Raw genomic sequence first — 18,536 nt, forward strand, 5'->3', positions numbered from 1 at the left:
GTTTATTATACTACAAAAGAAAGAATTGGAGGACACAACATGAAATGGAAAGATATGCCCCAAAATATAAAAGTGCGCATGAGTACTTCATTTTTTAATCGTACAGTTTCTTCTGCGGTTATGCCCTTTATGGCACTCTTTTTCGCACAAGAAATGAACAAAGTTTGGGCGGGTACTTTTTTAATTGTTACCGTCATTATTGGTTTTTTTGTCAATTTAGTTGGCGGTTATATTTCCGATCGTTTTAATCGCAAAAAAGTTTTATTAATGACCTCTTGTTTAAATGCTTGTTTTTTCATGATAATGACCATTAGTCTTTTTCCTAAAAACAAGTTAATCTGGCTATTTGCTTGTGCATACATTGGCTTTATCATTGCAAGTAGTTTAGGTAGACCTGCTATGAATGCGCTAATTATTGATTCAACGACAACAGAAAACAGAAAAGCCGTCTATGCCTTAGATTACTGGCTCGTTAATTTATCTTTAGCGATTGGTGCAACACTTGGTGGCCTCTTATATATGAATTACCAAAAAGAATTGTTCATGTCATTAACCGTTACATCCAGCTTAATTCCGATTGCCTATTGGCTTTGGCTTCAAGATACTCATACGCAGTTGCTAAAAAAGAATCATCAAAATGTCTTAATTGACTTAATGAACAATTATCGGATCGCATTTAAAGATTCAGCCTTTGTGAAGGTAGTCGTTGGCTCAACTTTTATATTTTCAGCAGAATTCACGTTGAATAGTTATATTGGAATTAGACTCTCTGAAACCTTTAAAGGGTTTCACATTGGTTCATTCGAAGTTTCTGGTGTTCGAATGCTCAGTTTATTGAATATCGAAAACATGCTTTTAGTCGTTTGTTTCACCTTCATCGTTAATGGAATTACGAATAAACTTGATAATAAAAAAGCTTTACTTTATGGGTTATTTTTATATGGAATAGGGTATACAGTTATAACTTCTTCAAATACTTGGTATGCGCTTCTTTTATTTAACTTAATTGCAACAATCGGTGAATTAATATATTCTCCAATCCGAAATGCGGAACAAGCTAACATGATTCCTGAAGATAAACGAGGATCGTATTCAGCTTTTTCGAACCTATCTTTTAGCGGAGCGGATCTTTTAGCTCGAACGTCTATTATTATTGGGGCGTTTCTTGCGCCGATGATGATGACTGTTTATATGGGGGTCATTGTTATGCTTGGGGCATTCTTTATGTACACAGGGCTATTCGTTCACCCTTTTTACAAAAAGAAATCAGTTGAATCGAGGGTCTATTAGAAAAGTTAGTTTTCATCGTTTTCGCTATTTGGTGAAATAATTTAATGTTCATTGATGAAAGCCATTGTCCATATGAAATTTTTGCACATTTTTTGGCATGTGATTGTCCTTTATTATTGGATTCGGACTTTTTACCACCTAACTTATCCTTTATAAAGGACCTTTTCTAAACAATAAATAATATTTTGAATATTATGGTTCTTTTTGATAATTACATTAAATATGTCATCAATGACTTCAGGACTTACTTTTTCTCCCCATCTATCCATAACCATTTCAAGGGAGGCTTTTCCTTCAATAATAGTATTAAATATCGAAGTTTTTAAGGTTCGATCTGCAGGTTGGAACATATCAATGCAAAGGACTAGGAGGTAATCTACCGTTTTCTTCATCTATTACTTAATAACAATTCTAATAGAGTAAGTAACACAGGAAAAAGACGTTACATTAGATATCAGCGGAAAAAATTTAATTTTCCCGCTGGTCACAATATCAATTAATTTATTTTATGCTCTTCCCTTTTATATTTTGCATCCTCTAATAAACGTTCTAAATCTATCTTTCTATCCCACACTTGTTTTGCCTCTTCATTCATATAAGGATAAACATAATGATCAATCACTATTTGACAATCATTATGGGGAATAATATTATATGTCGGTATTTTCACTTTTCTTCCTCTATTTTGTTCAACTACAATATAATCCATCCAATTAATATTACTATACATAAAACCAATGTTCGAAATATTGAAAAAGGGGATAATTCTCCTCTTATAAATAATACATTCACCTGGTTCAATCATGAAAAGTGTTTTACCAGGAATTAAACCTGGTAGATATCTCAAGGTGACATATAAAATGATTGGAAGTATTGAAATCCCCCCTGAAAGGTAGTATAAAGAACGAATAGTTTCAAATTTTAGTGATTCCACTATAACCCATATATCACCAAACAGTAATGCACACAATGCAAAAGTATTAAATAATAGGGCAATTTTCGACCCTTTTATATGCAATAGGTTGTTTTTAACATCTACTATTTTATTATTCATTCTTCACTCCTCTGTTTATATACCCTTTCATTAAATAGATTAATATAAGGATAAAAATAAATAACTAGCAAGAAAACTAGACGATTATACTACTATTGACCCCCTTAAACTTTCATATGATTACAAAGTAAAAGGTTCTCCGCGTTTATATCGTGATATCTCATAGACTTGATCTAAATCTATTTTCCGATCCCATACTTGCTTTGCTTGATCAGTCATGTATGGATATACGTGACGATCTATTATAATAAAAATAATTGTATCTCCTATTAAATTGTATGTAGGTATCCTTACTTTGTTCCCCTCGAATGTTTCGATGATAATATAATTTATGAGATTAAATCCATTCCTTTTTATATCTACATTACGAATGTTATTCAAATTCACAGTCTTTTTTTTATAGATAATCATTTCTTCTGGTTTAATTGAAAACAATTTTTTTCCTGGAATTATTCCCGGTAAAAACCATAAAGTTTGGTAAATAGAATAGGGTAAAAAAACAATCCCTGATCCTAACCAAACTAACGAATACTTTGAATCAAATTCTAGACCTCCCCCTTATCAAGAAAACACTCGACCCCCAAATGAATATTAGAAACAAAATAATACTAAATAAACCAAATTTTGAAGGTGTAATATGAATTAGATTTTTCTTTGTGTCCCTTTTTTCGATCGCCATTAAACAGAAATCCTCCCTTCGATCATTTTAGTTAATGCTGATTCATTCATTTCTTGAATTATAAGATCTAATTGATGATCTCTCGTAATTTGCCATACTCGATTTTTTCCTGGAAGGATAAACTGTAGATCAGAAAACTCCGGTTGATTGTGTTGATCATATGATAAATCTAAAATGCTATCCATCTTTCCTTTTCTTTAATATAAATCCTCTATTATTTCCTCTTTTACCTTGCTCCTCAATCATAACCATTCCCAATTTTTTGTGATCTACCCTTTCATCTACTACTTCATCCATCAACTATAAGTAGCACATGAAAAGACAATCATTGAATAGAAGAATCACTAGTAATAATACTAAAATAAATAACTACTAGTGATTCCTTCTAATTTCTATTTTATTTCAAAGTAAAAGGTTCTCCGCGTTTATATTTCCAGTCCTCCAATAACATATCTAAATTAATTTTCCGATCCCATACTTGTTTAGCCTGATCTGTCATATAAGGATACACATGACGATCAAAAATAATTAAATAATGATCATCGTCAATGACATTATACGTTGGAATCCTTACTTTTCTTCCTTCAAATGGCTCAATAACAATATAATTAATAAGGTTGAATGTGTTCCTTTTTAAATCAACATTACGAACGTTATTTAACATTACTGTCTTTTTTTTATAGATAATCATTTCTTCTGGTTTAATTGAAAACAATATTTTCCCTGGAATTAATCCGGGTAAAAACCATAAAGTTTGGTGAATATAATAAAGGAGAAAAACAAATCCTGCCACTAACCACACTAATGAATACTTTGATTCAAATTTTAATCCAACCTTAATCATGTAAGAACATCCTATAAGAAAGAACAGCAAACTGAAAATAATACTAAATAAACCAAATTTCGAAGGTGTAATATGAATTAGGTTTTTCTTTGTGTCCCTTTTTTCGATCGCCATTATACAGAAACCCTCCGCTCAATCATCTTAGTTAATGTTACTTCATTCATTTCTTGAATTATAAGGTCATGTTGGTTGTCTCTCGTAATTTGCCATACTCGATTTTTTCCGGGAAGTATAAACTGTAGATCAGAAAATTCCGGTTGATTGTGTTGATCATATAATAAATCTAAAATGCTATCCATCTTTCCTTTTCTTTTAAATAAATCAGCAATGACTTCAGGACTTACTCTTTCTCCCCATCTATCGATAACTAATTCAAGTGAGGCTTTTCACTCACTATTAGTATTAAATATCGAAGTTTTTAGGGTTCAATCTGCAAGTTGGAAAATAACAATGCAAAGGACTAGGAGGTAATCTACCGTTTTCTTCATCTATTACTTAATAACAATTCTAAAAGAGTAAGTAACACATGAAAAAGACGCTATATTAGATACCAGCGGAAATAATTAATATTACCGCTGGTCAAAACATCGATCAAATTAATTTATCTTCTGTTCTTCACGAGTGTATCTTGCAACTTTTAACATATAGTCTAGATCTACTTTTCGATCCCATACTTGTTTAGACTGATCAGTCATATACGGATAGACATATTGGTCAATAATTAGCAAATAAACAATGTCGGGTAAAATATTATAGGTTGGTATTCTTATTCTCTTTCCTTCAAACGTTTCAATAATTATATAATTAATTAAATTAAAATTATTTCTAATTAAATCAACGTTACGAATAGTATTCATCAATACTTTTTTATTTTTATAAATGATCATTTCTTCTGGTTTAATTGAAAACAAAACTCTGCCTGGAATAAGACCTGGTAAACACCATAATGTTAAATAAAGAAAGAAAGGGAAGAGTATTACTCCACCTGTAACCCATAATAAAGACAAGTTCGATTCAAATTTTAAACCATGTCTAATGACTAATAACATTCCTATTGAAAAACCAACTGTAAATAAAAAAACATTAACATAATAAAATTTCGATCCTTTAATATGAACTAGATTATTCTTTTTATCTTCTTTTTTGTTAATCATACTTCACACCTCTGTTTGAGTATCTTGTTGATAGTGAATTGGTTTACTTCTTGGAATTCTAGATCAAGTGATTGGTTCCTAGATACAATCCACACTCGATTTTTTCCTGGTATGATATATTGAATATCTATTAATTCTGGCTTTTTATTTTGGTCATATGATAAATCTAGTACACTGTCCATCTTCCCTTTTCTTTTATATAAATCCTCTATTATTTCATCATTTATTTTGTATAACCATCTATTTTTTATAGAATCAATAGGCATTGATTGTTCGCTAACCTCTTTTAATAAACTATCAAATTCTTCATTCATTAATGTACAAATTACTTCACTATCATCTTTTAAGTGCTTAAAACCAAAAAACTGTTGAATGGTAGTAAAAACATCCATTTCTTCTTGAATAACATGAACTTGATGATTATATTTAATATTATGTAAATAGATCGATTGATTTTTATAGTGGAACGACAAGCTTTCTTCCCCATTTAAATCAGAGTGAAATTTCGAAGCTTTTATCGTACGGTCAGCATCATGTAACATTTGAATAGAGAATTTGTATTTCTCTTTCAGTTTATACTGTCCTTTCACTTCTTCGACCATCTCTTTAGCTAAAAGAGATCTTGATGCACACTCTAGCATCATCACTAACTGGTCATCTTTTATATCAGGAAAATATAAATCCTTTATGGCAATCCCTTGTTCAAAATGACCTTCGCTATAAAATAAAAACAGCAATTCTTCTATACTTACTTGTATTTTATCCATAAGTCCCCCCTTAACTAAATGACAAAGTTTTTTCAAAGAAACCTTTTGCATCTTCAACAAGTGATTCAGCGGTATCCTTAGCCTTTGATAACCCTTCACCGATATCATTCATTGTCCCAACAGGATCATTAATTGCTTGGTTAATGTGATCCTTAGCAAAATTAACCCCTTTTCCAACTGCAGTAAAGGTTGTTCTTGCTCCTTCTGTCACACTATGAATAGAATCTTCGAAGTGAATTGCAACATCTTCTGCAAACCCTGCAGTCAACTTTGCTGCATGTTCCCCTATTATTCCCCCTACAAATGAACCAGCAGTTGCACCTGCTACTGTTCCAATTGGTCCAAATACACTCCCTGCTGCCCCCCCAATTACAGCACCAGTAACAGCTGCACCAGAAACAACTACAGTTTTATTGACTGCGCTTGCCAACAGCTTTAGCGTTTTCACGTTTTAATACATCGATATTATCACCGTACTTTGCATAATTATCTGCAATACTCAAAGTCATTCCAAATGTTTCGGATGCACCCGTTAATAAAACCGTACTAACCGCATTAGCTTTGCCAAACTTTGTCCCATTCTTTAGAAATTCTTTCACTTGACTAGAACTAACAGATTTTAAAAGAATGTTATCTCTTAATAAATTTGTACTATTTGTAAAGTTCACCAACTCATCTGGTAAGTAAGTAGAGAACCTTTTATGAACTAAATCAGAAAAAGGAGCATCTCTAAATTCCTTTTTTAATAAGTATTTCGAATCTAATAACCATTGAAAAATTCGGCGTTTATCTGAACCATCAACAACCTCAGCTAGATCTTTCAAAACTTTTGCATGTTTAAATGAATACGTACCATCAGCTGCTTTTGAAAAGGAGGATAACTTCGTCAAATAATAAAGTGATTGTTTTCCAGCTAATGCCCCCAATGCTGTTAATGTCCCATATTGATCATGTAGCTTCAATAGCTTACTGAGTTTGTCGTCTTCTTCTTCCATTTTACTAGCCGTCCTTCGAAGGGCGTCATCCATATCATCAAGTATTTCAAGGAGGCTGTTTGCCGTACCCCCTGGATGACCAACTCCATAAAAACAACGTCTGTATTCATAAGGAACAGAATTTTTCAAGCCTTCTAATTGATCTTTAAGATCATTACTATCATTTTCAATGTTTGTTATTACTGTAACTAGTCGATTCGCTAAGTCCTCTAGTTCTTGAGGGTTAACTGAAATGGTCCCTCCTGAATAACCTGACGCCATAACATGCATATAATATACCCCTCTCCCTTTCTAAAGATCTTCACCTAATCTATTAAACGAAAACGTTCGTTTATATGATTACTTCAAACAATTTATAGACAAGCGTACCTAAAGATACTCCCACAATTAAGATAGAGAAGCATCCATCCCAGCAGCATGCTTCTGCACAACTTTCCTCTAAACACCCTCTTACACAGCCCGTTTCTTCCTTGTTTTTCATATTTTTTGTTGTGCTCATATTGTCCTAAATGTTGCTCATTATTTTGTTGATTGGCAGAATCATAGCTGTTATCTTCCATTTCAATCTCCATTTCTCTAATTCATAGATTCATTTGGAATCCAATTTTATTATGTAGACTGTACATTTTTTCTTCTTATTTAAACTATGCTAACCCCCAATTACCTGCTTCCAACTGCTTTCTTCTCTCAATTTCTCTTGTTACTTCATCTACTTCATATGCAGCCACGCTTTAATTCGTTATGAATCTCATATAAATTATCAGAATGGTCTTGAAATAATGATTCTGCCTCTTCTAATAATGCATCGAATTTCTGACGGCTTTCACCTGTCCAAGATGATACATCCATAGTAATCTGTTGTTTGAGCTGCTGTTCAATTTCTTTTACATAATCCGATGATTCACTAAATTTTTCAGCTAATCTTCTGATACCATTGGAATCCACACTAATCACCTCATCTATACTTTTTAATACTATTTACATTCCACTTTATAAATGAACTCGTTTTAGAATTGTCATAAATCTACATAGCACTATATTATTTATGATCTTTTCTCTACCTCTATCGATAGGGGTACTTATTAGAAAATAAGGCAATGATAACACTCATATCTTTCAGTGTAACGAATTCGGAAAAAAATGTAAATAAGATAATAGACCTAGTATTTCCCTTAAAATGACCCAATATAATCCAAAAGTCCTTTTAAACAATAAGTACGTTGGAATCATTAAATTATCGTCCCACAAAAAAAAGCATCAGCTCGTTATGAACTGATACTTCTAGTAATTTAGTTACCTTTTAAATTAATGAAAATTAACAATAAATTTTTCCCATGGACCAATTGCAGTACGATCAGCGTGAACATCACCATCGCTTTCAGCTACTATATACTTTCCATGAGATGACTTAAATGAAACTTGGTCTCCTGACGCAAGACATCCTGTATTATCAGTATGATTAATAAGTTCAAAAGATTCCCAAGACTGGGGAACCGTTGCTTCAGCATCTAGTAAACCATCATCCGTTGCTCTTAAGTAATAACTAGAACCAGTATCAATATTGACAATGTCTCCACTACGAATACAACCTGTTCCGTCTTCTTGTTCACTATTAGTCACTTTAAGGTTGAATTTTTCCCAAGGACCTACTTCATTCCGATCAGCATTTACCTCTCCGTCTCCATTTCCTTCAGCTACTAAATATTTATTATGAGCTGATTTAAAAGAAACATTAAATAAAGATGTGACTGGAGCACCAAATTCATTTGTCCAGTTACTCCCTGCATCTGGACCACCTGGACCACCACTGTTTATACATAGATCCGACATGCATCCACTTTCTAAATTCCCCCATCTATTAATTCCACCGGATAGTGGGTTTGCAGGATCCTTCCCAGGTTCTGTCCACGTATTGTCATTACTTAGCCATGCTGGCCAATTTTTTCCTGACAATCCTTCTTGTAAATCAAAGTCATACGCTTCAACAACATTCCATGAGTCCCATGCTGTCCCTTGACTTGTTATATCTACTAAAGAGTCTAGGACAAAATCCATATACTCATGTACTCCCGGATCTTTCCATGTTCCATGGGAACCTTGGGCAGAGTACGTTACAATATGGGTGTTTTCAACTTTAGAAAACTCACTCCAATTATATTTCTTAGACCACGCATGATAGCGAAGATCCACTTGAGTTGGTTCACCATTTACCAACCTAATTTGTAGGCCTTCCCAATCCCCAACATGATGGCCAAACCCTACCCCATTATCTACGAAGGGAATGAGACTTTGTAACCAATCTATGTTATTTGTCATTTTTCCTCGGTTGTAAGGATACCAAACCATGTAATTGATATCGATCGTATTTGGCCCAGCTTCACGCCAACCAGCATATATTTTTGCAGAGTTTAAATCACCACGAAAGAAGTCGAGTACCCCATTCGGGTTACTTAATGATTCCTTTGTTCGTAACGAATATTCATTACTACCGGACGGCTTGTACCTTTCCATATATTGTGCTGACCATTCAACAGAAGAAGGAAAATATTTTTCATCATTATCAAACCATATACGCGGTGCATATTTTTCAATCAACTCTAATTTTTCTTCTGATGAATAATTAATAGTTGAACCATTCGCAAACACATCTTTCGGAAAAACGCTAACAATAAGTATTAATGAAAGGAATGTTATTAGTTTTTTCATTGTCAATATTCAACTCCTATAAATTATAATGTTTAAATACAAAAAAATTTTTTCTTAGTATCCTAGTCTAACTATTTATCATTATAACAAAATTAAAATAATTTAAAATATTTATCCTGAATTTTATTTTTATATTGAAAAAAAAAGTGTCAGTCCGCTTTACGAACTAACACTTTTCCGCTTTCGTTTTCCCACTTCTTCTTTTGAATACAGATTTCGACTAACAAGGCATCTTTATGAGCCCCTTTAAGGGGAAACTAAGCTTGGAAGAGCAGAAGATATGAACCTTGCTAATCAAGGACCGTCCCCTTGATTGCGTTTTTCCATCTCTTCTTTTGTATAGATGACTCTCATCGGGTTTCCACCGACAAAGCTTCCTTCTGGAACATCTTTATGAACGACTGTTCCCGCACTGACGATGGCTCGATCACCAATGATCACTCCCGGAAGGATCATAGAATTAGCGCCTATCATGACTTCATTTCCAATTTTAACGTCGCCTAAACGATATTCATCGATTAAATACTCGTGCGTTAAAATCGTCGTGTTATAACCAATGACACAGTTTCTACCCACCGATATTTTTTCCGGAAACATCACATCAAGCATGACCATTAAAGCAAAAGATGTCTCTCGATCTACCTTCATTCTTAAAAACGTTCGATACAGCCAGTTTTTCATTCCTAAAAAGGGAGTATACCGTGCCGTCTGAATGACGATGAAATTTTTCATCACCTTCCAAAATGAGACGGTTTTATATACTTGCCATAATGAATTTGGGCCTTTAACGGGAAAACGTTCGGTTCTTCTCACTTTATTCCACTCCAACGATTTTTAAGAGATCGGTCATCTTATGAAGCATAAAATCAGGGTTATATGCCTTTAAAAACTCCTCACCTTTGATCGTCCAACTCACTCCTGCCGTTTTCGTCCCAGCATGTTTCCCTGCCTCAATGTCATGGTAATTGTCACCTACCATAATGGCATGTTCTGCTTTTGCATCAAGTTGCTTTAATGCTGTTAAAACAGGCTCTGGATGAGGTTTGGCATTTTCTACATCATCTAGGGTGACGACAACATCAAAAAATTGATCTAGGTTCGTTAACTTAAGGCCCATATTAACAGTACTACGAATTTTCGTCGTGACGATTCCGAGTTTGTACCCTTTTTGATGCAACATCTCAACTGTCTCAAAAACAGAATCAAATTCCTTTACAAGCACATCATGCTGCTCATGATTAAACTTTCGGTAGACAGCCATCATTTCCTCTACTTTCCCCTCATTCATCTCCGCAAACGTATCGTATAAAGGAGGCCCAATAAACGAAAAAACATCCTCTCTTTTATATTGATTGGGATAATAATGATTGAGTGTGTGAAGAAATGATTCAATGATTAACTCATTCGTATTAATTAAGGTTCCATCTAAATCAAACAAGATTGTCTCTATTTTCATGTCTTGTATCCTTTCTAGTTAACTTACTACATTGAATTTTCTTTATCTAGATAGCGATTTTTTGCCATTCCTGTCATACGACGAACTACAATAACTCCTATAGAAACTACGATTAAGACGATAGAAATAAACTGGGCCATTCTTAAAGTTTCCGTTAGCATAAGACTATCTGTACGCAATCCTTCGATAAAAAATCGACCGACTGAGTACCAAATAATATAGGATAAGAACAATTCTCCACGTTTTAAATTCACTCTACGTAGACCAAGCAAGATAGCAAAACCTAAAAAATTCCAAAGTGATTCATATAAAAAAGTTGGTTGATAGTAAGCGCCATTAATATACATTTGATCAATTATAAATTCAGGTAAATGTAGATTTTCAAGAAATTCTCTTGTTACCTCTCCTCCGTGAGCTTCTTGGTTTATAAAATTTCCCCAACGACCAATGGCTTGTCCAAGAATAATACTAGGGGCCGCGATATCTGCTAGTTTCCAAAAGGAAAGGTTTTTCACTTTCGCAAAGATAAATCCCGCAAGAAACGCTCCAATTAATCCACCATGAATCGCTAATCCACCATTCCAAACTTGAATGATTTGGCCAGGATTTTGTGAATAGTAATCCCATTGAAATAGAACATAATAAGCACGTGCAAATATAATCGCCGTTGGAATCGTATACAAGGCAATGTCAACAAATGTGTCTTTATGTAACCCTAACCGGCTTGATTCACGAACAGCTAGCCATAATCCAAGTAAAGCCCCTGTCCCGATAATTACCCCGTACCAATAAATCTCAAAAGGGCCCAGCTCCAATGCAACTGGATTTATAGGTTCAATCATTTAGTAAATCCCCCATTAGTTAATTATTTATATATCGTCATTTTCTCCGTCATCAATCGCATGCGCGAGCTTGGAAGTAAACTGCTCGGCTGCATTTAACCCCATTCTTTTCAAACGAAAATTCATGGCAGCCACTTCAATTATAACAGCTAAATTTCGTCCAGGACGAACAGGAACTGTTAATTTTGTTAATTCCGTATCTAATATCTTCATCTTTTCTTCATCAAGTCCTAAGCGATCATATTGTTTCGACTGATCCCAAAGTTCCAAATTAATCACAAGTGTAATTCGTTTATGATTTCGAACAGCACCCGCTCCAAATAACGTCATCACATTAATAATCCCTAACCCTCTAATTTCAAGAAGATGTTCAATTAATGGTGGCGAGCTCCCTATTAGCGTATCTTGATCTTCTTGGGTAATTTCTACACAATCATCGGATACAAGACGATGCCCCCTTTTCACTAGCTCTAAAGCTGTTTCACTTTTTCCGACACCACTTTTCCCAATGATCAAAACGCCCACCCCATATATATCAACGAGTACGCCATGAATAGCGGTGGATGGAGCAAGCTTGCTTTCTAAAAAGTTCGTTAATCGACTCGATAAGCGAGTGGTTTTCTGGTCTGATTTCAACACAGGAACAGCTGCATTTTCGGATGCTTCTATTAGTTCATCTGGCACTTCCATGTCTCTTGTGACAATAATAGCTGGTGTCGCATCGGTACATAAACGATTCATCCGATTGACACGTTCACTTTGTTCTAATTTATGAAAGAACGAAATCTCTGTTTTTCCTAAAATTTGCACTCGCTCTTTCGGATAATAAGCGAAATAGCCTGCCATTTCTAAACCAGGACGAGAAAGGTCACTCGTGGAAATTGGACGACCGACTCCTTCTTCACCACTGACAAGCTCTAGTTGAAATTTATCGATAAGATCTTGTGTACGTACTTTTGCCAAGATAGTTCCTCCTTAACGTCATCACTCCATCCTATTTTAGCACTTTTCGCGATGCAGACAAAAAGAAACTCCACACAATCGGCTACTTAAGACTGAAATTCTTTTATAGTTTATATAAAAAGGAGGTAAGATCATTGAAGATATGCTTGGACGCTGGACACGGTTATGAAACGAGAGGAAAAAGAACTCCTGATGGATTTAAAGAGTATCAATTTAATCGAGCGGTCATACATGAAATGAAAAAGCAACTAAATTATTTTGACGTTTCATGTTATGAAGCACATTCAGACCAGAGGGATATTCCCTTAAAAGAACGAACCAATAAGGCAAACAAGTTAAATGTCGATCTATATTTGTCTATCCATGCCAATGCTCACGGAAATGGGCAAGAGTGGACTTCCGCTAATGGAATTGAAACGTTTGTATACAAATCTAAACCAAAAAAAGCATTTCAATTAGCCCTGCAAATCCAAAAACACCTTGTTCAAGAAACAGGAAGGAAAGATCGAGGAGTGAAGCTAGCCAATTTTCATGTACTTCGCGAAACAAAAATGACGGCGATTCTTTGTGAATGTGGATTTATGACAAACAGGCAGGAGGCAACCTTGTTAAGAAAGGGTTCTTATCAAAAAACGTGTGCCACAGCAATTGTGAAAGCACTAGTAGCCTTTTATCACTTAAAACCCGTTCACAACCAAAAATCCCTCTATAAAGTACAGATTGGTGCTTTTCAATCTAGAAGTAACGCGGAAAAGTTAATGAAGAGATTAACTGAAGACGGCTATGAAGCATTTATCGTCAAAGATTAAGAAAGGGATTCCTTTTGGGGAATTCCCTTTCTTATTTGAGCTTTATCCAAAACTGATCTTTCTCAGGATGTTTTTGAGGAGAATAATGATAATGCTTGTTCAAATAAGGGGAGTACGTTCTCATATATAGCACATGGGTTTCTGGATAGAAGTGAATAAGACGCAAAAAACCTGAACCTCCTTCTGAAACACTCTGATAATCAGCTAAGATTTGATATACATAGCGATCCGTTCGTCCATCACCATTATCATCCACATCACTAATCAGCTTCTCACTATCATCATAATGACCACTAAGAACCACTCGAACATTTTCATTTGGCTTCACCACTTGCTCAAAAATCTCGTCACCAAGCTTTGTTCTTTTCCCGTTCTTATGTAAATACTTATGAAAATTTAAAATAGCAATGCGATCTTTATATGAAGATAATACTTGATTCATCCAATCCATCTCTTCTTTTTTTATCCCCCAACCCATATATAAAAAAATAAACTCTTTTTTGCCAAGGGTTAATAAGTCATAATGCCCTTTATTATTTTGATAAGAACCTCCATAATGATCTTTTTCTTTGAATCGATCTTCACCAAAAAACTGCTCATAGATCAGGTAGTTCTTCTTATTTAATAAATCATGATTGCCTGCTAAAATGCCGTATGGAATGTCGGATTTATCAAGCTGACTCATCATATTATTAGCGACATGCCATTGAAACATTTGTTCGCTATTATGAACAATATCACCGGTATGGATAACATATTGAATGTTCCATTTTTTTTGATTGGAAATAATCCATTCTATTTGATTCTCAAATATGTGAGGATACTTTTTTGAATAGTATTGTGTATCTGTCATCCAAATGATCGTATCATGATTTTGATCTTGAATAGGAGTTGCTGCTGTATAAGTTTGAAAACAAAGATTGAGCCAAGTTGCTATAAAAAAAATAGTCCAAATCTTCTTCATTATCATCACCTTACAATTAAGGTACCCATGTTGCTCCTATAACCGAACAAGTAAATTAAGGAATTATTGTTGAGGGAACACCGCCAATAGATTCTGTTGTGGAAAATATATGTGAATATTTATGTATTTAAACAAGAGGACATCAATGTTACAAAGCATTATATATATAAAGTTGAACTTATGTCAGTCAATCGAGCTAATATGCAAAGACATAAAATATACATGAAATATAAGGAGGTGGTAGCTAAGTTGAAAATCGGAATTATTGGTGCTGTGCCAATTGAAGTCGAACTTCTTTTATCAAAGATGAATATTCAACAAAAAGTTATTATTGCAGATATCCCTTTTTTTACTGGTATGATTAAACAAATACCTGTGGTTGTGTGTATATCTAAGATAGGGACAGTAAATGCTGCCCTTGCATCCACTCTTTTAATTGAGAACTTTAATGTAGAATCGATTGTATTCAATGGTGCTGCCGGTGCATTAGTTACAGATGTAAATTTTGGTGATGTCATTGTATCTAGTGGTACACAGTTCTGGAACGTTAATTATACAGCAATTGATGTTCCCATAAGTCAATACCCTGATCTTCGAATATCTGTTTATAAAGCAAACAAGAGACTCATTCATTTAGCTAAAAATAGTCAAGAACAAGTTGATTTCTGTATAGAAATTGGAAAGGTATTAACAGCAAATACATTCGTAGCTGACGTAGAGCTAAGAGATAAATTAAGAATGAAATTTAATGGTTTGTGTGTTGAGACAGAAGGAGCCGCTGTAGGTCAAGTTACATCTTTGAATAAAATACCTTATATCGTTTTTAGAGGTATTTCTGATTTCTCAAATAAAAATTCTCCAAAAGACATTAATATATTTGGGAAATTAGCTGCTGATAATGCTCAGAAAGTAACATTAAATGTTTTAGCTCAATTATGTTAGAGCAATACGATAATAATCAAATTAAGTTTATAGAAAAACAATAAACGCTAGACTGTTAACCGTAAAGGCTACCCATTTTGTTGGTAATCATAACTGTTTCTTAGCTTGTAATCTATTTTTCTCCATCCTCACTAAATACTCCCTTGAAACCTCAAATGCTCACTTATTCGTCTTACTATTCCTTCATCATTGTCTTTCATATAAACCAAAGGGAACTCCAAAATAAGAGCTCCCTTTCTTTTATTCTTTCCCACGCTTCATGAAAATAAAGTCGATTCCAAATAACATGAGCAAAAGACCAGTAAATAACCAATTAGAGTAACTCGTAGCAGTTAGAGGTAATTGAGCCTGTGTCTGGTTAGAAGTCTTGTCGATTTTATCTTCATGTGTTTTATGTTCTTTTTCGTCCACTTCTTCATATAAGGATGTCCCATAATGTCGATTAAAATCGCTAACCTTTAATTCTTGATTTCCTCTATTGATAATCCAAAAAACAACATTCTCACCTGACGGGATAGAGATGGATTGCACAGGTCGCCATTTTAAATCGGCCTCCCTTCCTTTCATTGGGTAACGATAACGAATCGTCTTGTACCAAATAAATGAACAAGCATACATCAGTTAAACAGTATTATTTATTACCTGAATCCGTGGTATTAGCAGTGATGTTCACGCAATCATGGTATTTTGAATAGAGTGAACACCCTGGATATGATGAAGCTTTCCATGACCTAAAACAGGGAAACGGAAACCTCTTATTTAGAGAAAAAAAGCACGCTAAATAAACCTCTAAAAAGAACGGATTTTTACAGGTTTTTCTATGTTTTCTTTTTTCTAATTTAAATTAGTGGATGAAGACCGCCTAAGTACTGAAAACCGAATAGATCCTTCTAAACGTATGGAACCAAGGGCTATTTTTGCCAAACTTTAAGTAGACTTTTCGTGCATGTCTAACCATCTTAGAGGCAATGGTAATTAGATTTTGAATGACTTTTTTTATTCGACGTCGAAACACCTTCTTTTTTAATGGGGCATCACTTCCTTTTAAACTTTCTTGTCCAATGATTCGAAGCAGATTATAAACAAAACAGCCAAGGTGTAAGATTAAATCATTCGTCGCAAACTTTCCTGATGGAAAGCGCTCTAAATCCAAATCTGTCTTTAATTCACTATGAAATTGTTCGCATGTTCCGTGTTCATGATAGAGAGGAATGACCTGTTCAGGTTCGATATTCAAAGAAGTCCAGTAACTTTCGAACTCGATTTCAGGGACTAATAAAATTTGTCCATTTCGATCGATCGTCCGCTCCACGACCTTATAAATTTGACGCACGGGTTTTCCCATTTTCTTAGGAGTTGCTTCGACAGACCCGTAAAATATTCGTTTTCCTTCCCGAGCTTCGATCTCCTTTCCGCGTTCTTTTGCGATCATTAACCAGGTCTCTGGATTTTCTCTTCGTGGGTTCCGTTTAATAATAAAATCGACCTTTTCTTCGTCACATACCTTTAAATTATCCGCACTATCATTTCCACCATCGAGACGAATGAGTAGAGGAAGATCGGTGATTTGTTTGGCATAACGAATGGATTCTTGAAGGAAGTGGTCTGTTCCTTTTTGAACATGCGTCTTTCCTTCACGCAATTCAACATTGACAATGTATCCTTCTTGACCTAGATAGCTGAAATTTGGCGCATAGCCATCACATCCCTTATAGGTACGACTCACGCCTTCTTTTTTGGTGTTCGAATTATCAAAAGGAGATACATCCATATCAAGTGGGACGAAAGCTTTCTCCTCCCCGTTCTCGTCTTTTAACATCGTGGGTGTGACGGGAGAATCAAATTGTTTAAGGAGCTGAACGGATTCTTCGAGAATAATGTTTTTCCATCCATCTTCTTTGGCGATTTGATTTAAACGCTGTCTGAGTGTTGAACTTGATGGCACTTTCTCCATATCCAATGCACGCATAAAAAAGGGATCGTTTCGAAAAGGTTCGATAGGATCAAAATCATTTTTACTCTGACTCAACAAGCCTATATAGGCTTTTATAATATTTCCATTGTTTATCGATGGAGCTGATTGAATTTGGGGGATCTTGATATCAGAGAAACGTTGACACACTTTCGTTTTAGATAAGAGTAGCCCAATTAAACCTAATCCTGAATGTGTTGATAAGGTTTCATCTGAATCTTCTAATATAAATTTCATCGTATGCACCTACCTGGTGAAAAATTTTTGAACCGAATTTTGCTCATAACACTTATTATACCAAGGTTTGCATAGTTGAAAATGATTTTCCTTTCACGGATTCAGGTTATTAAAAATAAAGTACTTGTCCAATCCTTCGGTCAACCTTTCTCATAATATATAGTGTAGCATGAGTTCCTTTGTGAAGGGAGGTGACCTTTATGTCTGGCGTAGGTGATTTTTCAACGGTTGCTGGTGCTGCTGTTACAGTCACTATTCTTGTTGCTATCATTATTGTCCTTTTAGTCATTGCTTGCGGATTATTTATTATTCAAATGTCCAACAACGCTTTTAATTGTTTTGAAAAACATTAACTTTATTGGTAGAAGTTAAATATAGTTATTCGAAAACAACTATTTTGCTAAACATTTTACCTATTTTTTAAAAAATGAGTTACTTGTCCAATCCTTCGGACAACTTTTCTCATAGTATATAGTGCAACATGGTTTTCACTCATATAAGGAGGTGAACTTTATGTCTAACTCTAACTGTTCAGGTGTTAAGGCTTTTGAAGGTGTTGCTGGTGCTGCTGGGATTGGAGCCATTCTTGTTACAATCGTTTTTGTTCTATTAATCATTGCTGGCGGATTATTCACTGTTCAAATCTCAGCAAATGCCTGTGCTTGTGCACAAAATGATTAACTTTACTTGTAAGTAGCTTAAGAGATAGCACCTCACTATGTTCGGAAACTCTTTTATTATGCTCGGGAGTAGCAATTCTCCTGAGTTTTTTCTTTTTTTCATCTCCAGAAATTCATTGATTTATAATTACCTATCTACTTTTAACAGTTTTAAAGGTGTATAGAAAAATAATGAGCTATAT

At 34.5% G+C, this 18,536-nt stretch carries 23 protein-coding genes and 1 pseudogene; 5 read left to right on the forward strand and 19 right to left on the reverse strand.

Features of this window, described 5'->3' with window-relative positions:
* Positions 1–39 precede the first annotated feature (39 nt).
* On the forward strand, positions 40–1,290 hold the full coding sequence (locus LC087_RS11095; protein WP_226542017.1) for an MDR family MFS transporter: 1,251 nt from the start codon (positions 40–42) through the stop codon (positions 1,288–1,290).
* Positions 1,291–1,433: 143 nt separating this feature from the next.
* On the opposite strand, the gene LC087_RS11100 is transcribed toward LC087_RS11095, so the two are convergent.
* The 16 genes and pseudogenes from LC087_RS11100 to hprK form a co-directional block, all read right to left on the reverse strand.
* Positions 1,434–1,682, reverse strand: coding sequence for a hypothetical protein (locus tag LC087_RS11100; protein ID WP_226542015.1), 249 nt, complete (start codon positions 1,680–1,682; stop codon positions 1,434–1,436).
* Positions 1,683–1,786: 104 nt separating this feature from the next.
* Positions 1,787–2,344 carry a DUF5381 family protein gene (locus tag LC087_RS11105; RefSeq protein ID WP_226542013.1) on the reverse strand — a complete coding sequence of 186 codons (558 nt, stop codon included), beginning with the start codon at positions 2,342–2,344 and terminating at the stop codon, positions 1,787–1,789.
* Positions 2,345–2,464: 120 nt separating this feature from the next.
* Positions 2,465–2,884, reverse strand: a pseudogene (locus tag LC087_RS11110) (DUF5381 family protein); the annotation flags it as partial.
* Between the two features lie 138 nt (positions 2,885–3,022).
* A complete protein-coding gene (locus LC087_RS11115) occupies positions 3,023–3,208 on the reverse strand; it encodes a hypothetical protein (RefSeq protein WP_226542009.1) in 186 nt (61 codons plus the stop codon).
* 212 nt (positions 3,209–3,420) lie between these two features.
* Complete coding sequence (locus tag LC087_RS11120) at positions 3,421–3,981, reverse strand: YfjD family protein (protein ID WP_264189983.1); 561 nt, start codon at positions 3,979–3,981, stop codon at positions 3,421–3,423.
* The gene (locus LC087_RS11125) at positions 3,981–4,166 is read right to left on the reverse strand and encodes a hypothetical protein (protein ID WP_226542007.1); all 186 of its coding nucleotides are present in this window, start codon (positions 4,164–4,166) and stop codon (positions 3,981–3,983) included. Before LC087_RS11125 ends, LC087_RS11120 begins: the two co-directional genes overlap by 1 nt.
* Positions 4,167–4,463: 297 nt before the next feature.
* Entirely contained in the window at positions 4,464–5,021 is a 558-nt protein-coding gene (locus LC087_RS11130; protein WP_226542006.1) for a DUF5381 family protein, read from the reverse strand.
* Complete coding sequence (locus tag LC087_RS11135; protein ID WP_226542005.1) at positions 5,018–5,788, reverse strand: hypothetical protein; 771 nt, start codon at positions 5,786–5,788, stop codon at positions 5,018–5,020. Before LC087_RS11135 ends, LC087_RS11130 begins: the two co-directional genes overlap by 4 nt.
* Before the next feature lie 10 nt (positions 5,789–5,798).
* The gene (locus LC087_RS11140; protein WP_306019566.1) at positions 5,799–6,236 is read right to left on the reverse strand and encodes an MDR/zinc-dependent alcohol dehydrogenase-like family protein; all 438 of its coding nucleotides are present in this window, start codon (positions 6,234–6,236) and stop codon (positions 5,799–5,801) included.
* A complete protein-coding gene (locus tag LC087_RS11145; RefSeq protein WP_306019567.1) occupies positions 6,199–7,053 on the reverse strand; it encodes a hypothetical protein in 855 nt (284 codons plus the stop codon). Before LC087_RS11145 ends, LC087_RS11140 begins: the two co-directional genes overlap by 38 nt.
* A 444-nt stretch (positions 7,054–7,497) precedes the next feature.
* On the reverse strand, positions 7,498–7,728 hold the full coding sequence (locus LC087_RS11150; RefSeq protein WP_306019568.1) for a WXG100 family type VII secretion target: 231 nt from the start codon (positions 7,726–7,728) through the stop codon (positions 7,498–7,500).
* A gap of 360 nt (positions 7,729–8,088) precedes the next feature.
* Positions 8,089–9,489 carry a Vps62-related protein gene (locus LC087_RS11155; RefSeq protein ID WP_226542001.1) on the reverse strand — a complete coding sequence of 467 codons (1,401 nt, stop codon included), beginning with the start codon at positions 9,487–9,489 and terminating at the stop codon, positions 8,089–8,091.
* A 294-nt stretch (positions 9,490–9,783) separates the two neighbouring features.
* On the reverse strand, positions 9,784–10,302 hold the full coding sequence (locus LC087_RS11160) for an acyltransferase (protein ID WP_226542000.1): 519 nt from the start codon (positions 10,300–10,302) through the stop codon (positions 9,784–9,786).
* 1 nt (position 10,303) lies between these two features.
* Entirely contained in the window at positions 10,304–10,945 is a 642-nt protein-coding gene (gene ppaX / locus LC087_RS11165) for a pyrophosphatase PpaX (RefSeq protein WP_226541999.1), read from the reverse strand.
* Between the two features lie 26 nt (positions 10,946–10,971).
* Positions 10,972–11,787 carry a prolipoprotein diacylglyceryl transferase gene (gene lgt, locus LC087_RS11170; protein WP_226541998.1) on the reverse strand — a complete coding sequence of 272 codons (816 nt, stop codon included), beginning with the start codon at positions 11,785–11,787 and terminating at the stop codon, positions 10,972–10,974.
* Positions 11,788–11,814: 27 nt separating this feature from the next.
* Positions 11,815–12,750, reverse strand: a complete 936-nt coding sequence (hprK, locus tag LC087_RS11175; RefSeq protein WP_226541997.1) for an HPr(Ser) kinase/phosphatase — start codon at positions 12,748–12,750, stop codon at positions 11,815–11,817.
* A 134-nt stretch (positions 12,751–12,884) separates the two neighbouring features.
* Here hprK and LC087_RS11180 point away from each other — a divergent pair, with 134 nt between their 5' ends.
* On the forward strand, positions 12,885–13,559 hold the full coding sequence (locus LC087_RS11180; RefSeq protein WP_226541996.1) for an N-acetylmuramoyl-L-alanine amidase: 675 nt from the start codon (positions 12,885–12,887) through the stop codon (positions 13,557–13,559).
* A gap of 31 nt (positions 13,560–13,590) precedes the next feature.
* On the opposite strand, the gene LC087_RS11185 is transcribed toward LC087_RS11180, so the two are convergent.
* On the reverse strand, positions 13,591–14,523 hold the full coding sequence (locus LC087_RS11185; protein ID WP_226541995.1) for a metallophosphoesterase: 933 nt from the start codon (positions 14,521–14,523) through the stop codon (positions 13,591–13,593).
* Positions 14,524–14,703: 180 nt separating this feature from the next.
* Here LC087_RS11185 and LC087_RS11190 point away from each other — a divergent pair, with 180 nt between their 5' ends.
* A complete protein-coding gene (locus LC087_RS11190; RefSeq protein ID WP_226541994.1) occupies positions 14,704–15,465 on the forward strand; it encodes a 5'-methylthioadenosine/adenosylhomocysteine nucleosidase in 762 nt (253 codons plus the stop codon).
* Positions 15,466–15,705: 240 nt separating this feature from the next.
* On the opposite strand, the gene LC087_RS11195 is transcribed toward LC087_RS11190, so the two are convergent.
* Positions 15,706–16,083: a hypothetical protein gene (locus tag LC087_RS11195; protein ID WP_226541993.1), complete on the reverse strand. Its 378-nt coding sequence runs from the start codon at positions 16,081–16,083 to the stop codon at positions 15,706–15,708.
* A 244-nt stretch (positions 16,084–16,327) separates the two neighbouring features.
* Complete coding sequence (locus LC087_RS11200) at positions 16,328–17,683, reverse strand: IS1380 family transposase (RefSeq protein WP_306019569.1); 1,356 nt, start codon at positions 17,681–17,683, stop codon at positions 16,328–16,330.
* A gap of 191 nt (positions 17,684–17,874) precedes the next feature.
* Here LC087_RS11200 and LC087_RS11205 point away from each other — a divergent pair, with 191 nt between their 5' ends.
* Both LC087_RS11205 and LC087_RS11210 read left to right on the forward strand, forming a co-directional pair.
* The gene (locus LC087_RS11205; RefSeq protein ID WP_226541559.1) at positions 17,875–18,027 is read left to right on the forward strand and encodes a hypothetical protein; all 153 of its coding nucleotides are present in this window, start codon (positions 17,875–17,877) and stop codon (positions 18,025–18,027) included.
* Positions 18,028–18,187: 160 nt separating this feature from the next.
* A complete protein-coding gene (locus LC087_RS11210; protein WP_226541561.1) occupies positions 18,188–18,355 on the forward strand; it encodes a hypothetical protein in 168 nt (55 codons plus the stop codon).
* Positions 18,356–18,536 lie beyond the last annotated feature (181 nt).

It is taken from the genome of Bacillus carboniphilus (assembly GCF_020524035.2).
Taxonomy (GTDB): domain Bacteria; phylum Bacillota; class Bacilli; order Bacillales; family JAIVKR01; genus Bacillus_CC.

Bases quoted from the DNA above. Each gene is read 5' to 3' on its own strand.
- LC087_RS11130 (WP_226542006.1), bottom strand. From the start codon at position 5,021: ATGATTAACAAAAAAGAAGATAAAAAGAATAATCTAGTTCATATTAAA.
- LC087_RS11095 (WP_226542017.1), top strand. From the start codon at position 40: ATGAAATGGAAAGATATGCCCCAAAATATAAAAGTGCGCATGAGTACT.
- LC087_RS11145 (WP_306019567.1), bottom strand. From the start codon at position 7,053: ATGCATGTTATGGCGTCAGGTTATTCAGGAGGGACCATTTCAGTTAAC.
- LC087_RS11155 (WP_226542001.1), bottom strand. From the start codon at position 9,489: ATGAAAAAACTAATAACATTCCTTTCATTAATACTTATTGTTAGCGTT.
- LC087_RS11115 (WP_226542009.1), bottom strand. From the start codon at position 3,208: ATGGATAGCATTTTAGATTTATCATATGATCAACACAATCAACCGGAG.
- LC087_RS11205 (WP_226541559.1), top strand. From the start codon at position 17,875: ATGTCTGGCGTAGGTGATTTTTCAACGGTTGCTGGTGCTGCTGTTACA.
- LC087_RS11210 (WP_226541561.1), top strand. From the start codon at position 18,188: ATGTCTAACTCTAACTGTTCAGGTGTTAAGGCTTTTGAAGGTGTTGCT.
- ppaX (WP_226541999.1), bottom strand. From the start codon at position 10,945: ATGAAAATAGAGACAATCTTGTTTGATTTAGATGGAACCTTAATTAAT.
- LC087_RS11120 (WP_264189983.1), bottom strand. From the start codon at position 3,981: ATGGCGATCGAAAAAAGGGACACAAAGAAAAACCTAATTCATATTACA.
- LC087_RS11100 (WP_226542015.1), bottom strand. From the start codon at position 1,682: ATGAAGAAAACGGTAGATTACCTCCTAGTCCTTTGCATTGATATGTTC.
- LC087_RS11105 (WP_226542013.1), bottom strand. From the start codon at position 2,344: ATGAATAATAAAATAGTAGATGTTAAAAACAACCTATTGCATATAAAA.
- LC087_RS11185 (WP_226541995.1), bottom strand. From the start codon at position 14,523: ATGAAGAAGATTTGGACTATTTTTTTTATAGCAACTTGGCTCAATCTT.
- lgt (WP_226541998.1), bottom strand. From the start codon at position 11,787: ATGATTGAACCTATAAATCCAGTTGCATTGGAGCTGGGCCCTTTTGAG.
- LC087_RS11125 (WP_226542007.1), bottom strand. From the start codon at position 4,166: ATGGATAGCATTTTAGATTTATTATATGATCAACACAATCAACCGGAA.
- LC087_RS11190 (WP_226541994.1), top strand. From the start codon at position 14,704: ATGTCAGTCAATCGAGCTAATATGCAAAGACATAAAATATACATGAAA.
- LC087_RS11195 (WP_226541993.1), bottom strand. From the start codon at position 16,083: ATGTATGCTTGTTCATTTATTTGGTACAAGACGATTCGTTATCGTTAC.
- LC087_RS11135 (WP_226542005.1), bottom strand. From the start codon at position 5,788: ATGGATAAAATACAAGTAAGTATAGAAGAATTGCTGTTTTTATTTTAT.